Raw genomic sequence first — 18,210 nt, forward strand, 5'->3', positions numbered from 1 at the left:
GAGGGCGGGGTTGGAGACCGGCGGCCCCTACCGCTCAGGAGCCGTCATCCTGCGCGGGGCTCCTACCAGTTGACTGCGGTCGACCGGTCTCCGGGAGTGCGCACAGGGGCCCGTTGCGTGCGAAAGGTTCACACGGGGCGCGCGGAGGGGTGGTGCACGCCGGGCGCTTGCACGGCGCGCGCTCGGCGCACGCGCAACTGTCGCGCGTAGGGCGCGCGTACGGCCTGTGCGCCGGGCGCAGCCTGGCACACGAGCCGGCCGGTGGTGCGAGCCGGTCGGGGAGGCTGGCCGGTCGGCGGACACGAGCCGGGCGGCACCCCGCTCACCACCCGCGCGCGTGCCACTCAGGCAGATGCGGCCGTTCCGCGCCCAGCGTGGTGTCGTTGCCGTGCCCGGGATAGACCCACGTCTCGTCCGGCAGCACGCCGAAGAGCTTCGTCTCCACGTCGTGGATCAGGCTGGCGAACGCCTTGGGGTCCTTGCGCGTGTTGCCGACACCACCGGGGAAGAGGCAGTCGCCGGTGAAGACGTGCGGGTGGCCGTGCGGGTCGTCGTAGACCAGCGCGATCGATCCGGGCGTGTGCCCCACCAGATGGCGCGCGGTGAGTTCCACGCGGCCCACCCTGATGACGTCGCCGTCGTCGACGAGGACGTCGGTGGGCACCGGGATGCCGGGGGCATCGTCGCGTCCGGCGTACGTACGCGCGCCCGTGGCCGTGACGACCTCGGCGAGCGCCTGCCAGTGGTCGCCGTGCTGGTGCGTGGTGACGACGGACGCGATGCCGTCGTCACCGATCATGCCGAGGAGCACCTCCGCCTCGCTGGCGGCGTCGATCAGGAGCTGCTCGTCGGTGGCCCGGCAGCGCAGCAGATAGGCGTTGTTGTCCATCGGGCCGACCGCGATCTTGGTGATCATCAGGTCTTTCAGCTCGTGCACATCCGCCGGTCCGCCGACCCTGACCTCTCCGGAGTACGTCATGACGGTCAGCCTATAGCGCGGGAGTGGTCCCGGCGGACGGCCGCCCTGGTCGGCCCTACAGCGGAGGCAGTTTCGGCAGCGCCCCGCCCCGCACCTTCAGTGCCGCCCCGTCGCGGCGCCCGGCGAGCCAGCCCACAAGCTCCGCCGGCCGGCCGGTGACCGTGATCGCGGGCTCGTCCGCCGCGCGCCCGGTCGTCCACGCGCGCGTGCCGTCCGTGATGCGGGTCTGCGGGACGTCGGGGTTCCCGGAGAACCGCTCGGCGAGGAAGCCGGTCTCCCGCTCGAGAAACTCCGCCGGAAGATCCTCCAGCTCGTACCCGATCCCGAGGTCGGCGTGGTGCAGCTCCACCTCCACCCACCGGCGGAACGGCACCCGGGACGCGGAGTCGGTGACTCCGTTGCGCAGCTCCACCGTGCGCGTCCAGTCCGCGGGCGCCTCCCCGGCCGCCTGGAAGCGGGCCGCGCTGTCCCGGAGGTCGGCGAGCTGGACCTCCAAGGGCCGCGGGGCGTCCCGCTCGATGTCGGCGTCCCGCACCTCGGCGCTCGCGTACATGGGACGGCCCTGGAGGACGTTCACGAGCGCGTCCGCGTTGCGGGCGAGATGGGCGAGCACGTGCCCGCGGCTCCAGCCCGGAAGCCGTGACGACTCGGCGAGCGATGCGTTGTCCATCGTGGCGACCGCGGTGAGGAGCCGATCCGTCGCTTCCCGTACACAGGCCAGGTCATGAGCGTGATCCATCATGACGCCGACCCTAGTCCGGCCACACCTTCGGGTGAAGGTGACGAACGCCGCCCGCAAATCGAATGCACGTGCTATATGGTCGAGGGCGGCGTCGGGCATGCTGGAGGGTCGGGGGTTGTTATGCAACCGGGCAATCCGACCGGCGTTGTCAGTGGCTCCCCCTAGTCTGAAGAAGCACGGGGGCCCCGCCCCTGTCACTTCTCTCAAGAAAGGTGCGGACCGGCGTGGCCGACCGTCTCATCGTCCGTGGCGCGCGCGAGCACAACCTGAAGAATGTCTCGCTCGACCTGCCTCGTGACTCGCTCATCGTCTTCACGGGCCTGTCCGGGTCGGGCAAGTCCTCGCTGGCCTTCGACACGATCTTCGCGGAGGGCCAGCGCCGTTACGTGGAGTCGCTCTCCTCGTACGCACGGCAGTTCCTCGGCCAGATGGACAAGCCCGACGTCGACTTCATCGAGGGCCTCTCCCCGGCCGTCTCCATCGACCAGAAGTCGACCTCGCGCAACCCGCGCTCGACGGTCGGCACGATCACCGAGGTCTACGACTACCTGCGTCTGCTCTTCGCGCGCATCGGCAAGCCGCACTGCCCCGAGTGCGGCCGCCCGATCTCGCGCCAGTCGCCGCAGGCCATCGTGGACAAGGTCCTGGAGCTTCCGGAGGGGAGCCGCTTCCAGGTGCTGTCCCCGCTGGTCCGCGAGCGCAAGGGCGAGTTCGTCGACCTCTTCACGGATCTCCAGACCAAGGGTTACTCCCGCGCGCGCGTGGACGGCCAGACCATCCAGCTGTCCGAGCCGCCGGTCCTGAAGAAGCAGGAGAAGCACACCATCGAGGTGGTCGTGGACCGCCTCACGGTCAAGGACTCCGCCAAGCGCCGCCTCACCGACTCCGTGGAGACCGCCCTCGGTCTGTCCGGCGGCATGGTCGTGCTCGACTTCGTCGATCTCCCCGAGGACGACCCCGAGCGCGAGCGCATGTACTCGGAGCACCTGTACTGCCCGTACGACGACCTGTCCTTCGAGGAGCTGGAGCCCCGCTCCTTCTCCTTCAACTCGCCCTTCGGCGCCTGCCCGGAGTGCACCGGCATCGGCACGCGCATGGAGGTCGACCCGGAGCTGATCGTCCCGGACGAGGACAAGTCCCTGGACGAGGGTGCCATCCACCCGTGGTCCCACGGACACACCAAGGACTACTTCGGCCGTCTGATCGGCGCTCTCGCCGACGCCCTCGGCTTCCGCACGGACATCCCCTTCGCGGGCCTGCCCCAGCGCGCCAAGAAGGCCCTGCTCTACGGCCACAAGACCCAGATCGAGGTGCGCTACCGCAACCGGTACGGCCGCGAGCGGGTCTACACCACCCCCTTCGAGGGCGCGGTGCCCTTCGTCAAGCGCCGGCACAGCGAGGCCGAGAGCGATGCCAGTCGCGAGCGCTTCGAGGGCTACATGCGCGAGGTGCCCTGCCCCTCCTGCGAGGGCACGCGCCTGAAGCCGATCGTCCTCGCGGTCACGATCATGGGGAAGTCGATCGCCGAGGTCTCAGGGATGTCCATCAGCGACTGCGCGGACTTCCTGGGCGAACTGAAGCTCAACGCCCGCGACAAGAAGATCGCCGAGCGGGTCCTGAAGGAGGTCAACGAGCGGCTCCGCTTCCTGGTCGACGTCGGCCTGGACTACCTCTCGCTCAACCGCGCGGCCGGCACCCTCTCCGGCGGCGAGGCCCAGCGCATCCGCCTGGCCACCCAGATCGGCTCGGGCCTCGTCGGCGTGCTGTACGTCCTGGACGAGCCGTCCATCGGTCTGCACCAGCGGGACAACCACCGTCTGATCGAGACCCTGGTCCGCCTGCGCGACATGGGCAACACGCTCATCGTGGTGGAGCACGACGAGGACACCATCAAGGTCGCCGACTGGATCGTGGACATCGGCCCGGGCGCCGGTGAGCACGGCGGCAAGGTCGTGCACAGCGGTTCCCTGAAGGAACTGCTCGCCAACACCGAGTCGCAGACCGGCGCGTACCTCTCGGGCCGCAAGGCGATCCCGCTCCCGGACGTACGGCGCCCCCGCGACCCGTCCCGCCAGCTCACCGTGCACGGCGCCCGGGAGAACAACCTGCAGGACATCGACGTGTCCTTCCCGCTGGGTGTCTTCACGGCCGTCACCGGCGTCTCCGGGTCCGGCAAGTCGACCCTGGTCAACGACATCCTGTACACGCACCTGGCCCGCGAGCTGAACGGCGCCCGGACCGTCCCCGGACGGCACACGCGCGTGGCCGGCGACGACCTGGTCGACAAGGTCGTGCACGTCGATCAGTCGCCGATCGGCCGCACCCCGCGGTCCAACCCGGCCACGTACACCGGTGTCTTCGACCACATCCGCAAGCTGTTCGCCGAGACCACCGAGGCGAAGGTCCGGGGCTACCTGCCCGGCCGCTTCTCCTTCAACGTCAAGGGCGGTCGCTGCGAGAACTGCGCGGGCGACGGCACGATCAAGATCGAGATGAACTTCCTCCCGGACGTCTACGTCCCGTGCGAGGTCTGCCACGGCGCCCGGTACAACCGGGAGACCCTGGAGGTCCACTACAAGGGCAAGTCCATCGCCGAGGTCCTGAACATGCCGATCGAGGAGGCCATGCACTTCTTCGAGGCGGTGCCGGCGATCTCCCGCCACCTGAGGACGCTGCACGACGTCGGCCTCGGTTACGTCCGCCTCGGTCAGTCCGCCACCACCCTCTCCGGTGGTGAGGCGCAGCGCGTCAAGCTCGCCAGCGAACTGCAGAAGCGATCCACCGGACGCACGGTCTACGTCCTGGACGAGCCGACCACGGGTCTGCACTTCGAGGACATCAGCAAGCTGCTGACGGTGCTCGGCGGACTGGTCGACAAGGGCAACACGGTCATCGTCATCGAGCACAACCTCGACGTGATCAAGACCGCCGACTGGATCGTGGACATGGGCCCGGAGGGCGGCGCCGGCGGTGGCCTGGTGGTCGCCGAGGGCACGCCGGAGGAGGTCGCCGGGGTCCCGACGAGCCACACGGGCAAGTTCCTGCGCGAGATCCTCGGCGCCGACCGCATCAGTGACGCCGAGCCGGTGAAGGCCCGGCGGGGCAGCGCGACGCGGAAGACGGCCGCGGCCAAGTCGTCGACGAGGAAGACGGTGACGGCCAAGGCCAACAACACCGCGACCAAGAAGGCGGCCACGGCCAAGAAGGCGGCGACGCCCGCCAAGAAGACGACGCGGGCCCGTAAGGCCTGAGTCGTTCTGACATAGCGTCAAAAATTCGGCGCCCCGCGGGAACTCCCCGCGGGGCGCCGTTCGTTCCACCATCAGCCAGCCCGGTCCAGCGGTCCGACAGGTCCCCGCGCACCGCAGGCCCGGCCGTACCTTGTCAACAGCACAGGGAAAGCAGACCGATCACAGCGCGGCCGAACCGCCCAGCTCCGCCGCGTACGGCGGCTCGGCCCCCGCCCGCGAGCAGGTGATCGCCGCCGCCCGTGCCGCGAAGCGCAGCAGCCGTGTCCATCCCTCCGTCCCGAGGTCGGCCAGCGCTTCCGCGGACAGCGCGTCCCGGGCGGCCAGCCCGTGCAGCAAGGCCGCGTTCACCGTGTCACCGGCGCCGATGGTGTCCACGACGTCGACCTTCTCACCCGGCACGGAGTGCTCCCCACCGTCCCGGGTGAACACGGTCAGACCGTCGCCGCCCCGCGTGACCACCACGGCCGCCGGTCCCGCGGCCAGCCACTCGCTCGGGGTGCCGCCGAGCCACGCCGCGTCCTCCGCGGACAGCTTCAACAGGGTCACCGAGGGCAGCCAGCTCTTGAAACGCGCCCGGTAGGCGTCCGCGTCCGGGATGAGTCCCGCCCGGATGTTGGGATCGAGAGCGGTGAACAGCCCCTGTCCGGCAGCGGTCCGCATCAGCTCCTCGTACGCGCTCGCACCCGGTTCCAGGACGAGCGAGCAGGTACCGAAGGACACCGCCCGGGTGCCGGCGGGGAGCGCGGTGGGGGCGGTGAACAGACGGTCGGCGGTGCCCTCGACATAGAAGGAGTAGGCGGCCGAACCGTCGGTGTCGAGCGTGGCCACGGCGAGGGTCGTCGGCTCCGGCCCCCGCTGGACACCGGACACATCGACGCCGGCCCGCCGCAGCCCGTCCAGCAGGGCCTCGCCGAAGGCGTCGTCCGACGTCCGGGAGCAGAAGGCGGTGCGGGAGCCGAGCCTGCCCAGCGCCACGGCGGTGTTGTACGGGCCGCCGCCGAGCGCCGGCTTCAGGCCCGCGAGGGCACCGGAGCCCTGCGGTACCAGGTCGATCAGTGCCTCACCGGCGACGACGATCACGAGGCGGTTCCCTTCTCGGCAAGCGTGGATGATGCAAAGGCCCCGGCGGCACCGCTGCCGTTGCCCGGCTCCTCCGGGCAGCCGCAGGACGTGCGGTGGACGAACGCGCACGGCAGCCGGACCGTCCGCGCCGGCCGGTCCGGCTCGGCCAGACGATCCAGCAGCACCCGGACGGCCCGGGCGCCCAACTCCCGGCTGGGCTGGGCGATGGCGGTCAGCCGGGGCGAGAACAGATCGGCCCAGGCGAAGTCGTCGAAGCAGCACAGGGCGAGGTCGTCCGGCACGGACCGGCCGTGCCGGCGCAGCGCGCGCAGCGCGCCGATGGTCATCGCGTTGTTGGCGGTGACGAGTGCGGTGGGCGGATCGGACAGGGCGAGCAGGCCGGCCGTGGCCCGCTCGGCCCCGGCGGACTCCGAGTTGCCGTACACGAGGAGACGCTCGTCGTATGCCAGACCGGCCGCGGTGAGACCCTCCTGGTAGCCGGAGACGCGCTCACTGGTGGTACTGAGCCCGGGCAGGCCCGCGACCAGCGCGATCCGGCGGTGCCCCAGCCCGGCGAGGTGGGCCACGAGCAGGGCCGTCGGTGCGGCACTCTCGGCACAGACCTGGTCGAAACACGGGGTGCCCGGCGAAGGGGCGGCACCGTCCGGACCGTCGCCCGGCGCGATGTCCTCCGTCGCGCGGGCGTCGACCAGCCGGTCCAGGAACACCGTCGGTACGCCGTGGCGGCGCAGGTAACCGACGAGGTCACTCGGGTCCGGGGACGGGGCGACGATCATGCCGTCCACCCGGCGTTCATGGAGGAGCTGCACGACCTTGCGCTCGTGCCGGGGGTCGTCGTGCGGATCCGCGATGAGCAGGCTGTAGCCCGCCTCCAGGGCGGCGGCCTCGACGCCTTGGAGGATCTCCGTGAAGTACGGGTTGCTGATGGCCGACACCGCGAGGCCGATGGAGCGGGTGCGCGAGGTCACCAGGGAGCGGGCCAGGGTGTTCGGGGTGTAGCCGAGGGCGTCGACGGCGTCGAGCACGGCCTGGCGGGTATGGGGGAGCACCGGACGCGTGCCGTTGAGCACGTGGGAGACGGTCGCCACGGAGACCCCGGCAGTACGGGCGACATCCGCCATGGTGGCCATCGCGCTCCCTTTCCTGAGCCGGCCGTTGGGTCGGCGCCGGCTCCGGTCATCTCAGCTTCCGGCCGGACGTTATCCCATGGCCCTGCTCCGCGTAAACGCTTACGTAAGCGTTTACGTCCGGCAAGCGTCCTCATTCCACCCCCTAGACCGGCCTGCATGCCGCTTGGCCGGTAACCCGGCCCGCCCGCATCCAGCGCGGGCCCCGCCTCCGGAGCGCCCGCGCGGCCCCCCGCTCGGAGACCGCCCCCTCTGCCCGGGTATCGTCCACCCTGCACACCCCTTGACCAGTGGAGTTCCAGATGCCCGCCCGCTCCTCCGCGACCCGCCGTACCGTTCTTCGAGGGGCCGCCGCGGCCCCGGTCGCCGGGCTCGGCCTGGCCGCGTGCTCGGCCCAGGACGGCAGTGGTTCCGCCGCGGCCACCCCCACCGCGCCGGTCGACCTCGGCGCCGAGAGCGAGGTCGCGAAGGGTGGGGCCAAGCTCTACCGGGAACACAACGTGGTGGTCAGCCGTGCCGAGGACGGCACCCTGAAGGCGTACAGCACGATCTGCACGCACGCGGGGTGCCCCATCAACAAGCTGCAGGGGACGACCCTGATCTGCCCCTGCCACGGCAGTGAGTTCGATGCCGTGACGGGCAAGGTGGTCCAGGCGCCGGCCACCGAGCCCCTGCCCGAGCTGTCGGTGAAGGCCGCTAAGGGCAGGATCGTCGCCGGTCCCGCGGACTGACCGAAGAGCCGCAGGCCGGCGGGAGCGGTGGGCGGAAGCCCGGCTCAGCGTGGACGTGAGGCTCGGCTCACTCCCAGTCCCAGGCGATCCCCAGGATGCCCGGCCGGATCCGGGGCTCGACCACGTGGGCACAGTGGTGCGGGCCGGTCACGGACAACTCCTGCCGGCCGCTGCGCGGAGCCGCGGCCGAGTGCTGGGTGAAGCGGTGGCAGCGCACCGGCAGCGCGGACGTGTCGAAGCGCACCTGGAGCGCGTACTGCCCGCCGGGGAAGTCGAACCGCTGGAGATACTCGCGGGACGCCCCGGCCGTGCCGTCCTCGACGCGGTACCGGAAGAGGAAGGTGTCGCCGGAGCGCAGCCGGGTGCCGAAGAGCAGCTCGGCGACGAGGACACCGGTGTCCTGGTCCCACCGGAGACGACCGGTGCGGCAGTTCTCCAGGGCGTGCACGGTGACACGGCGCGGGTCGCAGCCCGGGTCGCCGTGGTGGACGGCGACGAAGCGGTCGACGCCGTCGCGGTGGGCCCGCACGATGTGGTGGGCCTCGCGGCTCACCAGCTCGCGCCGGGCGCCGATCCGGACGCATTCGTGGTGCCCCACGGTGTGCAGCCCGCCGTCCAGGGACCAGCCGAGGTCCGCGGTGAGCCGGTCCACGACGCCCGAGGCCTCGATCAGGGAGCGGTAGGAGCGGCCCCCCGGACGGTCGGCCGCCGCCCGTTCGTCGGATTCCGCGAGCAGCCGGATCAGCGACTCGTCCGGCAGCTGGAGGATCTCCTCCAGCGCGCGTACGGCGCGCAGCGACTCCGGGCGCTGCGGGCGGCGAGCACCCTGTTGCCAGTAACTCAGGCTGGTGACGCCCACCTTGACCCCGTGGCGTGACAGATGGTGCTGCACGCGCTGGAGCGGCAGTCCGCGGGCGGCGATCGCGGCGCGCAGCGCCACATGGAAGGGGCCGCCGCGCAGGGCCGTGTCCAGTTCCGCGGTAGGGACGTCCGCGTGCTCTGTGGCATGCCGCATGCCGAGGGGCCTTTCTGTGAGGTGTCGCTACGGCTGGTCAGACCGCCTGTGCGGGTGTGCGGGGCCACCCCCGTGGGCACGGCGGCGTCCCTGGCTGGGCACGCCGCGCTTGCCCGTACGCCTGTGTGTACGGCCCCGAGTTCCCCCGCATTGAAGCGTGTTGACCAGAACCCGACAACACCTAGAGCCCGGCCGTTCCGGACGACTGGCCGGACCGTGACGTGCCGCGGTCGGCGGGCGGGGCCGCCGGGGGTTGCCGCACGCTTCGTCCTGGGCCTTGCCCGAGGGACGACGCCAGGCGGGGCGTCACCGGCATGGCTGGAATCGCGACCGGCGGACGGGCCGAGGGGCGCGGCGGAAGCCAGCAGCTGGGCGCTGAGGGCGTCAGGAGGAGGGACGCGGAGGGGATCAAGGGGGAGGGGCCCGTAGGACGCCAGCAGGAGGACGCCTGTGTCCCGGCCCTGATCCACCCAAGGACATACCGCGCCGGCCCGCCCCCGCGCGGACCTGGCGCACCGGCCCTTCCGCGCTGAACGCTCCGTCCCTCCGTGCGGAACGCTCTGCCCTTCCCAGCGGAACACCGTGCCCTCCGTGCCGGACGTGTCACCCTTTCGACGCGGACCGTGCCCCGCCTCGTACCGCCCCGGGTGACTCGCGCGCCCCATGTCCGGCAGTCCCGGCAAGCACCCGAGCGGGACGTCCAGTCGGCCGCAGACCGGAAGGGGTGCCGCGAGCCCACCGGGGGGACGCCGTCCGGGTGGGAGCGTCGTCCCCAGGCCCGACGCGGTGTCGGTGCTCGCCAGTAGGGTGTGAGACATGGCCGACCCCTCCAGCTACCGCCCCAGGCCGGGAGACATCCCGGACTCTCCGGGGGTGTACAGGTTCCGTGACGAGCACCGCCGGGTGATCTACGTCGGAAAGGCGAAAAGCCTGCGCCAGCGCCTGGCGAACTACTTCCAGGACCTGGCGAACCTGCACCCGCGCACCCGGTCGATGGTGACCACAGCAGCGTCCGTGGAGTGGACGGTGGTGTCCACGGAGGTCGAGGCGCTGCAGCTGGAGTACTCCTGGATCAAGGAGTACGACCCCCGGTTCAACGTGAAGTACCGGGACGACAAGAGCTACCCGTACCTCGCGGTCACGATGAACGAGCAGTTCCCGCGGGTCCAGGTGATGCGCGGTCACAAGAAGAAGGGCGTCCGCTACTTCGGGCCGTACGCGCACGCATGGGCCATCCGGGACACCGTCGACCTGCTGCTGCGCGTCTTCCCGGTGCGCACCTGCTCGGCCGGCGTCTTCAAGAACGCCGCCCGCACCGGCCGGCCCTGTCTGCTCGGCTACATCGGCAAGTGCTCCGCCCCCTGCGTCGGCCGGATCACCCCCGAGGACCACCAGGAGCTGGCCGAGGAGTTCTGCGACTTCATGGCCGGCCGCACCGGCACCTACCTCCGCCGTCTGGAGAAGCAGATGATGGAGGCGGCCGAGGAGATGGAGTACGAGCGGGCGGCCCGCCTGCGGGACGACATCGGGGCCCTGAAGAAGGCCATGGAGAAGAACGCGGTCGTGCTCGCCGACGCGACCGACGCCGACCTCATCGCCGTCGCCGAGGACGAACTGGAGGCGGCCGTGCAGATCTTCCATGTACGCGGCGGCCGGGTCCGCGGTCAGCGCGGCTGGGTGACCGACAAGGTCGAGGAGGTCACCACCGGCGCCCTGGTCGAGCACGCCCTGCAACAGCTGTACGGGGAGGAGAGCGGGGACGCGGTTCCGAAGGAGGTGCTGGTCCCGGCGCTGCCCGAGCCGGTCGAGCCGGTGCAGGAGTGGCTGACCGGCCGCCGGGGGTCGAACGTGTCGCTGCGCATCCCGCAGCGCGGCGACAAGAAGGCGCTCATGGAGACCGTGCAGCGCAACGCCCAGCAGGCCCTCGCGCTGCACAAGACCAAGCGCGCCTCCGACCTGACCACGCGCTCGCGTGCGCTGGAGGAGATCGCCGAGGCCCTCGACCTGGACAGCGCCCCGCTGCGGATCGAGTGCTACGACATCTCGCACCTCCAGGGTGACGACGTGGTGGCCTCCATGGTCGTCTTCGAGGACGGCCTGCAGCGCAAGAGCGAGTACCGGCGGTTCCAGATCAAGGGCTTCGCCGGGCAGGACGACGTCCGTTCCATGCACGAGGTGATCACCCGCCGCTTCAGGCGCTACCTCGCCGAGAAGGAGCGGACGGGGGAGTGGACCGACGGCTCCGGCACCGACGGGTCCTTCGCCATAGGCTCCGGCACCGACGGCTCCCTGGCCGACGGCGACGCCGTGGTCACCGGCCCCGAGGCGATCAACGGTTCCCTCAAGGACGACGACGGCCGCCCCAGGAAGTTCGCCTACCCGCCCCAGCTCGTCGTGGTCGACGGCGGTCAGCCGCAGGTCGCGGCGGCACGGCGTGCGCTGGACGAGCTGGGCATCGACGACATCGCCGTCTGCGGCCTCGCCAAGCGCCTGGAGGAGGTCTGGGTGCCCGGCGAGGACGACCCGGTGGTGCTGCCCCGCACCAGCGAGGGTCTCTATCTGCTCCAGCGCGTCCGCGACGAGGCCCACCGGTTCGCGATCACCTACCAGCGCACCAAGCGCGCCAAGCGCTTCCGCGCGGGCCCGCTGGACGACGTCCCCGGTCTCGGCGAGACCCGCAAACAGGCGCTCATCAAGCATTTCGGCTCGGTGAAGAAGCTGCGGTCCGCCACAATCGAGCAGATCCAGGAAGTGCCCGGGATAGGCCGGAAGACGGCCGAGACCATCGCCGTGGCCCTTGCCCAGGCGGCCCCGGCCGCGCCCGCCGTGAACACGGCGACCGGAGAGATCATTGAGGACGAGGAACCCGACACGACGGGGGGTTCCTCGGGGGAGCCCGTGACCGCGGGCGTCCCGGACGAACGACGGGGGCAGGAGACATGACCGAGCACGACGCACAGCCCACAGCACAGCGAGATCAGGCGCACAGCGGCACGGGCGACGATGTCGTCCGGCACGACACCGGCCGGCCCGCGAGCCGGCCCGAAACCGGCCGGGACAGCAGTCGGCAAGGCGCCGGCCAGGACAGCGGCCGGCCCGGCCCCGACCAGGACGCCGGACAGGACACCGGCCAGGACAACGGAGCACAGGTGAGTACGGGCAGCGAGACAGCCGGGGTCCCCGAGGCGGCCATCCCCGAGCTGGTGATCATCTCCGGCATGTCCGGGGCCGGCCGGTCCACGGCCGCGAAGTGTCTGGAGGACCTCGGCTGGTTCGTCGTAGACAACCTCCCGCCCGCCCTGATCCCCACCATGGTGGAGCTGGGAGCCCGCTCCCAGGGCAACGTGGCGCGGATCGCGGTCGTCGTGGACGTGCGCGGCCGGCGCTTCTTCGACAACCTGCGCGAGTCCCTCGCCGACCTGGACACCCGGGGCGTCACCCGGCGGATCGTCTTCCTGGAGTCCTCCGACGAGGCACTGGTCCGCCGCTTCGAGTCGGTGCGCCGCCCGCACCCGCTCCAGGGCGACGGGCGCATCGTGGACGGCATCGCCGCCGAGCGGGAGCTGCTGCGCGAGCTGCGCGGCGACGCCGACCTGGTGATCGACACCTCCAGCCTCAACGTGCACGAGCTGCGCGCCAAGATGGACGCCCAGTTCGCCGGCGAGGAGGAGCCCGAACTGCGGGCCACCGTGATGTCCTTCGGCTTCAAGTACGGCCTCCCGGTCGACGCCGACCTGGTCGCGGACATGCGGTTCCTGCCCAACCCGCACTGGGTCCCGGAGCTGCGCCCCTACACCGGCCTCAACGAGGAGGTCGCCGCCTACGTCTTCAACCAGCCCGGCGCGAAGGAGTTCCTCGACCGGTACGCCGAACTGCTGCGGCTCATCGCGGCCGGCTACCGGCGCGAGGGCAAGCGGTATGTGACCATCGCCATCGGCTGTACCGGCGGCAAGCACCGCTCGGTCGCGATGTCGGAGAAGCTCGCCGCGCGTCTCGCGGCCGAGGGTGTGGAGACGGTGGTCGTGCACCGGGACATGGGACGGGAATGACGGAACGTACACCGCGGCTGAGCAGGCTGCGCCGGATGGTGCCCGACGCGCGCGCCGGCCGCTCGGCCGAGGCCCGCGGGGGCCGGCCCCGCAGGCGCGGCACCCAGCCCAAGGTGGTCGCGCTCGGCGGCGGCATGGGCCTGTCCGCCTCGCTCGCCGCACTGCGCCGGATCACCGGCGATCTGACCGCAGTCGTCACCGTGGCAGACGACGGCGGCTCCAGCGGCCGGCTCCGGGACGAGCTGGGCGTGCTGCCGCCCGGCGACCTGCGCAAGGCGCTGGCCGCGCTGTGCGGGGACGACGACTGGGGCCAGACCTGGGCACGGGTCATCCAGCACCGCTTCCAGTCCCAGGGCGAGCTGCACGAGCACGCGGTCGGGAACCTGCTGATCGTCGCCCTGTGGGAGCAGCTCGGCGACCATGTGCAGGCCCTGGACCTGGTCGGCAAGCTGCTCGGCGCGCACGGGCGCGTGCTGCCCATGTCGGCCGTGCCGCTGGAGCTGCAGGCGCTGGTCAAGGGCCACGACCCGGAGCGCCCGGACGACGTGGACACGGTGCGCGGGCAGGCGACCGTGGCCCTGACGCCCGGCGAGGTGCAGTCGGTGCACCTCGTGCCCAACGACCCGCCCGCCGTCCCGGAGGCCGTCGCGGCGGTCCTGGACGCCGACTGGGTGGTGCTCGGCCCCGGCTCCTGGTTCTCCTCGGTGATCCCGCACCTGCTCGTCCCCGAGCTGCTGGACGCCCTCACCGAGACCAAGGCACGCCGTGTGCTCTCGCTGAACCTGGCGCCGCAGCCGGGAGAAACCGAGGGCTTCTCCCCGCAGCGTCATTTGGAGGTTTTGGGGCGACACGCCCCTAAACTCGCCCTGGACGTGGTGCTGGCCGACGAGGCCGCCGTGCCCGACCGCGACTCGCTCACCGAGGCCGCCAAGCGGCTGGGAGCCGCGGTCGAGCTGGCTCCCGTGGCCCGGACCGACGGATCACCCCGGCACGATCCGGAGCTGTTGGCCGCCGCGTACGACCGTATTTTTCGGATGCATGGAAGGATCGGCCCATGGCGATGACGGCAGCGGTGAAGGACGAGATCTCCCGGCTCCCCGTCACCCGGACCTGCTGCAGGAAGGCGGAGGTCTCCGCCATTCTGCGGTTCGCCGGAGGCCTCCACCTGGTGAGCGGGCGCATCGTGATCGAGGCGGAGCTGGACACCGCGATGGCGGCGCGCCGGCTCAAGCGGGACATCCTGGAGATCTTCGGGCACAGCTCCGAGCTGATCGTGATGGCGCCCGGCGGGCTGCGCCGCGGCTCGCGGTATGTCGTACGGGTCGTCGCGGGCGGTGACCAGCTGGCCCGGCAGACGGGTCTCGTGGACGGCAGAGGCCGTCCGATCCGCGGTCTGCCCCCGCAGGTGGTCTCGGGGGCCACCTGTGACGCGGAGGCCGCCTGGCGCGGGGCCTTCCTGGCGCACGGCTCGCTGACCGAGCCCGGCCGTTCCTCCTCCCTGGAGGTGACCTGCCCGGGCCCGGAGGCGGCGCTCGCGCTGGTCGGCGCCGCCCGCAGACTGTCGATCGCCGCGAAGGCCCGCGAGGTGCGCGGGGTGGACCGGGTGGTCGTCCGGGACGGTGACGCGATCGGCGCCCTGCTCACCCGCCTGGGCGCCCATGAGTCCGTGCTGGCCTGGGAGGAGCGCCGGATGCGCCGCGAGGTGCGGGCCACGGCCAACCGGCTCGCCAACTTCGACGACGCCAACCTGCGCCGCTCGGCCCGTGCCGCCGTGGCCGCCGGGGCCCGGGTCCAGCGCGCGCTGGAGATCCTGGGCGACGAGGTGCCCGAGCACCTGGCCGCAGCGGGACGGCTGCGCATGGAGCACAAGCAGGCATCCTTGGAGGAGCTGGGCGCGCTCGCCGATCCGCCGCTGACGAAGGACGCGGTCGCGGGACGTATCCGCCGGCTGCTGGCGATGGCCGACAAGCGCGCGTCCGATCTGGGCATCCCGGGCACGGAGGCCAACCTCAGCGAGGAGCTGGCGGACAACCTGGCCGGCTGACCGGACGACGCGTCACATCGCCGGTGCCGACGGCCGTTCGGGTGGTCGGCACCGGCGTTTGCGTGTCCTTGTGGTGCTCTTGACTCGATCATGAAGTGACATGAGCCTGGCAACCTGTTCGTCGCTGTGGCGGACCACCGCTAGGGGGGTTCATGAGACACAGAGCGAGATCGATCCTCGCTGTCGGCGCGCTTCTGATCGGCGGAGCGAGCCTCTCACCCATTGCCCAGGCACAGAACGGAAGTCCGGCGCCGTCCGATCCGGACGAAGTCAAGGTCTACCGCGCCGAGGTCACCAAGCAGCAGGTACCCCTGCTGCTCAAGGCCGGCCAGGACGGCCATGAACTCGGTGAGCGGGTGAGCGGAGGCGGCAGGACCAAGGTCGAGGTCTACCTCACCGGCAAGCAGGCCGCGCACCTGCGCGAGCAGGGCGTCGACCTCACCGAGCACGCCCTGTCGGCCAAGGCGGAGGCCAGGGTCGAGGACGCCGCCCAGGGCGTGTTCCGCCCGTACAGCGCAAGCGGCGGGCTCAAGGAGGAGATCCTCCGGACCGCCCAGGCCCATCCCGGCCTGACCAAGGTCGAGTCCATCGGCAGAACCCTGGGCGGCCAGGACATCCTCGCGCTCAAACTGACCAGGAACGCGAAGAAGTCGAAGGACGGCTCCAGGCCCGCGGTGCTGTACATGTCCAACCAGCACGCGCGCGAGTGGATCACGCCGGAGATGACCCGGCGTCTGATGCACTACTACCTGGACCGCTACACGACCGACCGGCGCGTCAAGAAGATCGTCGACTCGACCGAGCTGTGGTTCGTCCTCTCGGCCAACCCGGACGGCTACGACTACACCTTCAAGGACTCCGGCACCCGCCTGTGGCGCAAGAACCTGCGGGACGTCAACGGCGACGGCGTCATCAGCACCGGCGACGGCGTCGACCTCAACCGCAACTTCCCCTACAAGTGGGGCTACGACGACGAGGGTTCGTCCCCCAACCCCACCAGCCAGACCTACCGCGGCGCGAGCCCCGGCTCCGAGCCCGAGACCAAGGCCCTCGACGCCTTCGAGAAGCGCGTCGGCTTCCGGTACGGCATCAACTACCACTCCGCCGCCGAACTCCTCCTCTACGGCGTCGGCTGGCAGGTGGCGACCCCGACCCCCGACGACGTCCTCTACAAGGCGCTCGCCGGCACCCCCGGCAACTCCGCCGTCCCGGGCTACCACCCGCAGGTCTCCTCGGAGCTGTACACCACCAACGGCGAGGCGGACGGCCACGCGTCGAACGTCAACGGGATGGCCATGTTCACCCCGGAGATGTCGACCTGTCAGACCGCGTCGGACCTCGACCCGGACGACGCCTGGAAGAGCCAGGACTGCCAGTCCGTCTTCAACTTCCCCGACGACGAGAAGCTGATCCAGCAGGAGTTCGCCAAGAACGTCCCGTTCGCGCTCTCCGTCGCCGAGACCGCCGTGCACCCCGACAAGCCGGCCTCCTCGGTCGGTCTGAGCGCCGCCGACTTCACCCCGGCCGCGTTCTCGACGTCGTACTCCCGGGGTGCTGACCAGGAGGTCTCGGTCGTCGTCCGCAAGGCGGTCCGGGACAAGGAACTCAAGTACCGCGTCAACGGCGGCCGTACGCGCGACCAGGCACTGAGGCACTGGAAGGGCGGAGAGACGTACGGCGGTGAGGACAACCTCTACTTCGACGAGTACCGCGCGAAGGTGCGGGACGGCGAGCCGGGCGACAAGGTCGAGGTGTGGTTCACCGGCAGGACCAGGGGCGGGAAGAAGGTCTCCAGCGCCCACTTCACCTACACGATCGCGAAGCGGCCGACCGCCGACACCCTGGTGGTCGCCGAGGAGGGCACGGCCGCCGCACAGGCGCGGACGTACGTGGACGCGCTGAAGGGCGCCGGGCACCGCGCGCTCGTGTGGGACGTGGCCACGCAAGGTGCCCCGGACGCGCTCGGCGTGCTGAAGCACTTCCGGACGGTCGTGCACTACTCCGGCGCGAACGGCCCCGCCAACGCCACCCAGCTCCAGTTGCGCGCCTACCTCAACGAGGGCGGCAGGCTGATCGAGGCCGGCGAGCTGGCCGGCGGCAGCGTCGACCTCGGCGACGGCACCCTCTCGGACGACTTCAGCCAGTACTACCTGGGCGCCTACAGCCGTACGTCGACCAAGGGGGCCACCGGGTTCACCGGCTCCGGCGCGCTCGACGGCTTCACCGGCGCCCTCGGTGACGCGCCCGGCAACCCGCTCGACAAGGCCGGCACCTACGGCGTCACCTCCGACGAGCTGCCGGCCGCCACCTACCCGCAGTTCAAGAGCGCGGGGGCGGGCACCTTCGCCGGCACCGTCAACCCGTACGGGCCGTACACGGGCGCCTCGATGGCCGCCGCCGTGCACACCGACGACGCCTACAAGCGGCTCACCCGCACCATCGACCTCACCGGGGTCGCCGCCGCCGACAAGCCGGCCCTGGGCACCCGGCTGCTGTGGGACACCGAACCCGGCTACGACCACGCGGTGGTCGAGGCGCACACCGTCGGCGCGGACGACTGGACGACCCTGCCGGAGACCGGAGGGGCCACGAAGGCGGCCGTGCCGGACGAGTGCGGGGGCGGCTTCCTGATCGGTGAGCACCCCTGGCTCAAGCACTACCTGACGCTCACGGGCAACGCCTGCACCGCGACCGGCACCACCGGCGCGTGGCACAGCCTCACCGGCAGCTCCGGCGGCTGGCAGCAGGTGAGCTTCGACCTGAGCGCGTACGCCGGGAAGTCCGTCGAGGTCTCGATCAGCTACATCACCGACCCCGGCAGCGGCGGCCACGGAGTCCTCGCCGACGACGCCTCGCTGGTCGTCGGCGGCACGGCGAGGGAGACCGAGGGCTTCGAGTCGTCCCTGGGTGCCTGGAAGGCGGCCGGACCGCCCGCCGGCAGCCCGGCGGTGCTGAAGGACTGGACGCGCACCGGGACCCTGTTCCAGACGTACGGAGCGGTCACCACGGACGACACCGTGCTGCTCGGTTTCGGTCTGGAACAGGTGCCGTCGGCGGCCGACCGGACGGCTCTGCTGCGGAAGGCGTTCGACTCGCTCGACAGGTGAGCGGGACCCCGTCTCAACGGTGCACGGACGGGGCAGGTATCAAGTGAGCCGACCCGCTCACGAACGAGTGAAAACGGCGTCA

The 18,210-nt window shown here is 71.3% G+C and carries 12 protein-coding genes; 7 read left to right on the top strand and 5 right to left on the bottom strand.

Features of this window, described 5'->3' with window-relative positions; all coding sequences use genetic code 11:
- Positions 1-322: 322 nt before the first annotated feature.
- Together OO52_RS07740 and OO52_RS07745 are read right to left on the bottom strand one after the other, a co-directional pair.
- Positions 323-979: an MBL fold metallo-hydrolase gene (locus OO52_RS07740; protein WP_030642328.1), complete on the bottom strand. Its 657-nt coding sequence runs from the start codon at positions 977-979 to the stop codon at positions 323-325.
- Between the two features lie 55 nt (positions 980-1,034).
- Positions 1,035-1,721, bottom strand: coding sequence for a maleylpyruvate isomerase family mycothiol-dependent enzyme (locus tag OO52_RS07745; protein WP_030642330.1), 687 nt, complete (start codon positions 1,719-1,721; stop codon positions 1,035-1,037).
- Positions 1,722-1,945: 224 nt separating this feature from the next.
- Between OO52_RS07745 and uvrA the strand changes: the two genes are divergently transcribed.
- Complete coding sequence (gene uvrA, locus OO52_RS07750) at positions 1,946-4,972, top strand: excinuclease ABC subunit UvrA (protein WP_030642332.1); 3,027 nt, start codon at positions 1,946-1,948, stop codon at positions 4,970-4,972.
- 159 nt (positions 4,973-5,131) lie between these two features.
- Here uvrA and OO52_RS07755 read toward each other — a convergent pair whose 3' ends face one another.
- Positions 5,132-6,052 (bottom strand): carbohydrate kinase family protein, encoded by a 921-nt coding sequence (locus OO52_RS07755; RefSeq protein ID WP_030642333.1) that lies wholly within the window; start codon positions 6,050-6,052, stop codon positions 5,132-5,134.
- Positions 6,049-7,185 (bottom strand): LacI family DNA-binding transcriptional regulator, encoded by a 1,137-nt coding sequence (locus OO52_RS07760; RefSeq protein ID WP_030642334.1) that lies wholly within the window; start codon positions 7,183-7,185, stop codon positions 6,049-6,051. The genes OO52_RS07755 and OO52_RS07760 overlap by 4 nt, the downstream gene beginning before the upstream one ends.
- A 299-nt stretch (positions 7,186-7,484) precedes the next feature.
- On the opposite strand from OO52_RS07760, the gene OO52_RS07765 reads away from it, so the two are divergent.
- Positions 7,485-7,913, top strand: a complete 429-nt coding sequence (locus OO52_RS07765; RefSeq protein WP_030642336.1) for a Rieske (2Fe-2S) protein — start codon at positions 7,485-7,487, stop codon at positions 7,911-7,913.
- 67 nt (positions 7,914-7,980) lie between these two features.
- Here OO52_RS07765 and OO52_RS07770 read toward each other — a convergent pair whose 3' ends face one another.
- Entirely contained in the window at positions 7,981-8,928 is a 948-nt protein-coding gene (locus OO52_RS07770; protein ID WP_030937290.1) for a hypothetical protein, read from the bottom strand.
- A gap of 816 nt (positions 8,929-9,744) precedes the next feature.
- Between OO52_RS07770 and uvrC the strand changes: the two genes are divergently transcribed.
- The 5 genes from uvrC (at position 9,745) to OO52_RS07795 (ending at position 18,128) form a co-directional block, all read left to right on the top strand.
- Positions 9,745-11,871 carry an excinuclease ABC subunit UvrC gene (gene uvrC, locus OO52_RS07775; RefSeq protein ID WP_030642341.1) on the top strand — a complete coding sequence of 709 codons (2,127 nt, stop codon included), beginning with the start codon at positions 9,745-9,747 and terminating at the stop codon, positions 11,869-11,871.
- A complete protein-coding gene (gene rapZ / locus OO52_RS07780) occupies positions 11,868-12,977 on the top strand; it encodes an RNase adapter RapZ (RefSeq protein WP_030642343.1) in 1,110 nt (369 codons plus the stop codon). Before uvrC ends, rapZ begins: the two co-directional genes overlap by 4 nt.
- Complete coding sequence (locus OO52_RS07785; RefSeq protein WP_030642345.1) at positions 12,974-14,041, top strand: gluconeogenesis factor YvcK family protein; 1,068 nt, start codon at positions 12,974-12,976, stop codon at positions 14,039-14,041. The genes rapZ and OO52_RS07785 overlap by 4 nt, the downstream gene beginning before the upstream one ends.
- Positions 14,032-15,021, top strand: coding sequence for a DNA-binding protein WhiA (gene whiA, locus OO52_RS07790; protein ID WP_030642347.1), 990 nt, complete (start codon positions 14,032-14,034; stop codon positions 15,019-15,021). The genes OO52_RS07785 and whiA overlap by 10 nt, the downstream gene beginning before the upstream one ends.
- 152 nt (positions 15,022-15,173) lie before the next feature.
- The gene (locus OO52_RS07795) at positions 15,174-18,128 is read left to right on the top strand and encodes a M14 family metallopeptidase (protein ID WP_030642349.1); all 2,955 of its coding nucleotides are present in this window, start codon (positions 15,174-15,176) and stop codon (positions 18,126-18,128) included.
- Positions 18,129-18,210 lie beyond the last annotated feature (82 nt).

It is taken from the genome of Streptomyces flaveolus, assembly GCF_000716535.1.
Lineage (GTDB): Bacteria > Actinomycetota > Actinomycetes > Streptomycetales > Streptomycetaceae > Streptomyces > Streptomyces flaveolus_A.

Coding starts and splice junctions, on each gene's coding strand:
- OO52_RS07740 (WP_030642328.1), bottom strand. CDS start 979: ATGACGTACTCCGGAGAGGTCAGGGTCGGCGGACCGGCGGATGTGCAC.
- OO52_RS07745 (WP_030642330.1), bottom strand. CDS start 1,721: ATGATGGATCACGCTCATGACCTGGCCTGTGTACGGGAAGCGACGGAT.
- OO52_RS07760 (WP_030642334.1), bottom strand. CDS start 7,185: ATGGCCACCATGGCGGATGTCGCCCGTACTGCCGGGGTCTCCGTGGCG.
- OO52_RS07765 (WP_030642336.1), top strand. CDS start 7,485: ATGCCCGCCCGCTCCTCCGCGACCCGCCGTACCGTTCTTCGAGGGGCC.
- OO52_RS07770 (WP_030937290.1), bottom strand. CDS start 8,928: ATGCGGCATGCCACAGAGCACGCGGACGTCCCTACCGCGGAACTGGAC.
- uvrC (WP_030642341.1), top strand. CDS start 9,745: ATGGCCGACCCCTCCAGCTACCGCCCCAGGCCGGGAGACATCCCGGAC.
- rapZ (WP_030642343.1), top strand. CDS start 11,868: ATGACCGAGCACGACGCACAGCCCACAGCACAGCGAGATCAGGCGCAC.
- OO52_RS07785 (WP_030642345.1), top strand. CDS start 12,974: ATGACGGAACGTACACCGCGGCTGAGCAGGCTGCGCCGGATGGTGCCC.
- whiA (WP_030642347.1), top strand. CDS start 14,032: ATGGCGATGACGGCAGCGGTGAAGGACGAGATCTCCCGGCTCCCCGTC.
- OO52_RS07795 (WP_030642349.1), top strand. CDS start 15,174: ATGAGACACAGAGCGAGATCGATCCTCGCTGTCGGCGCGCTTCTGATC.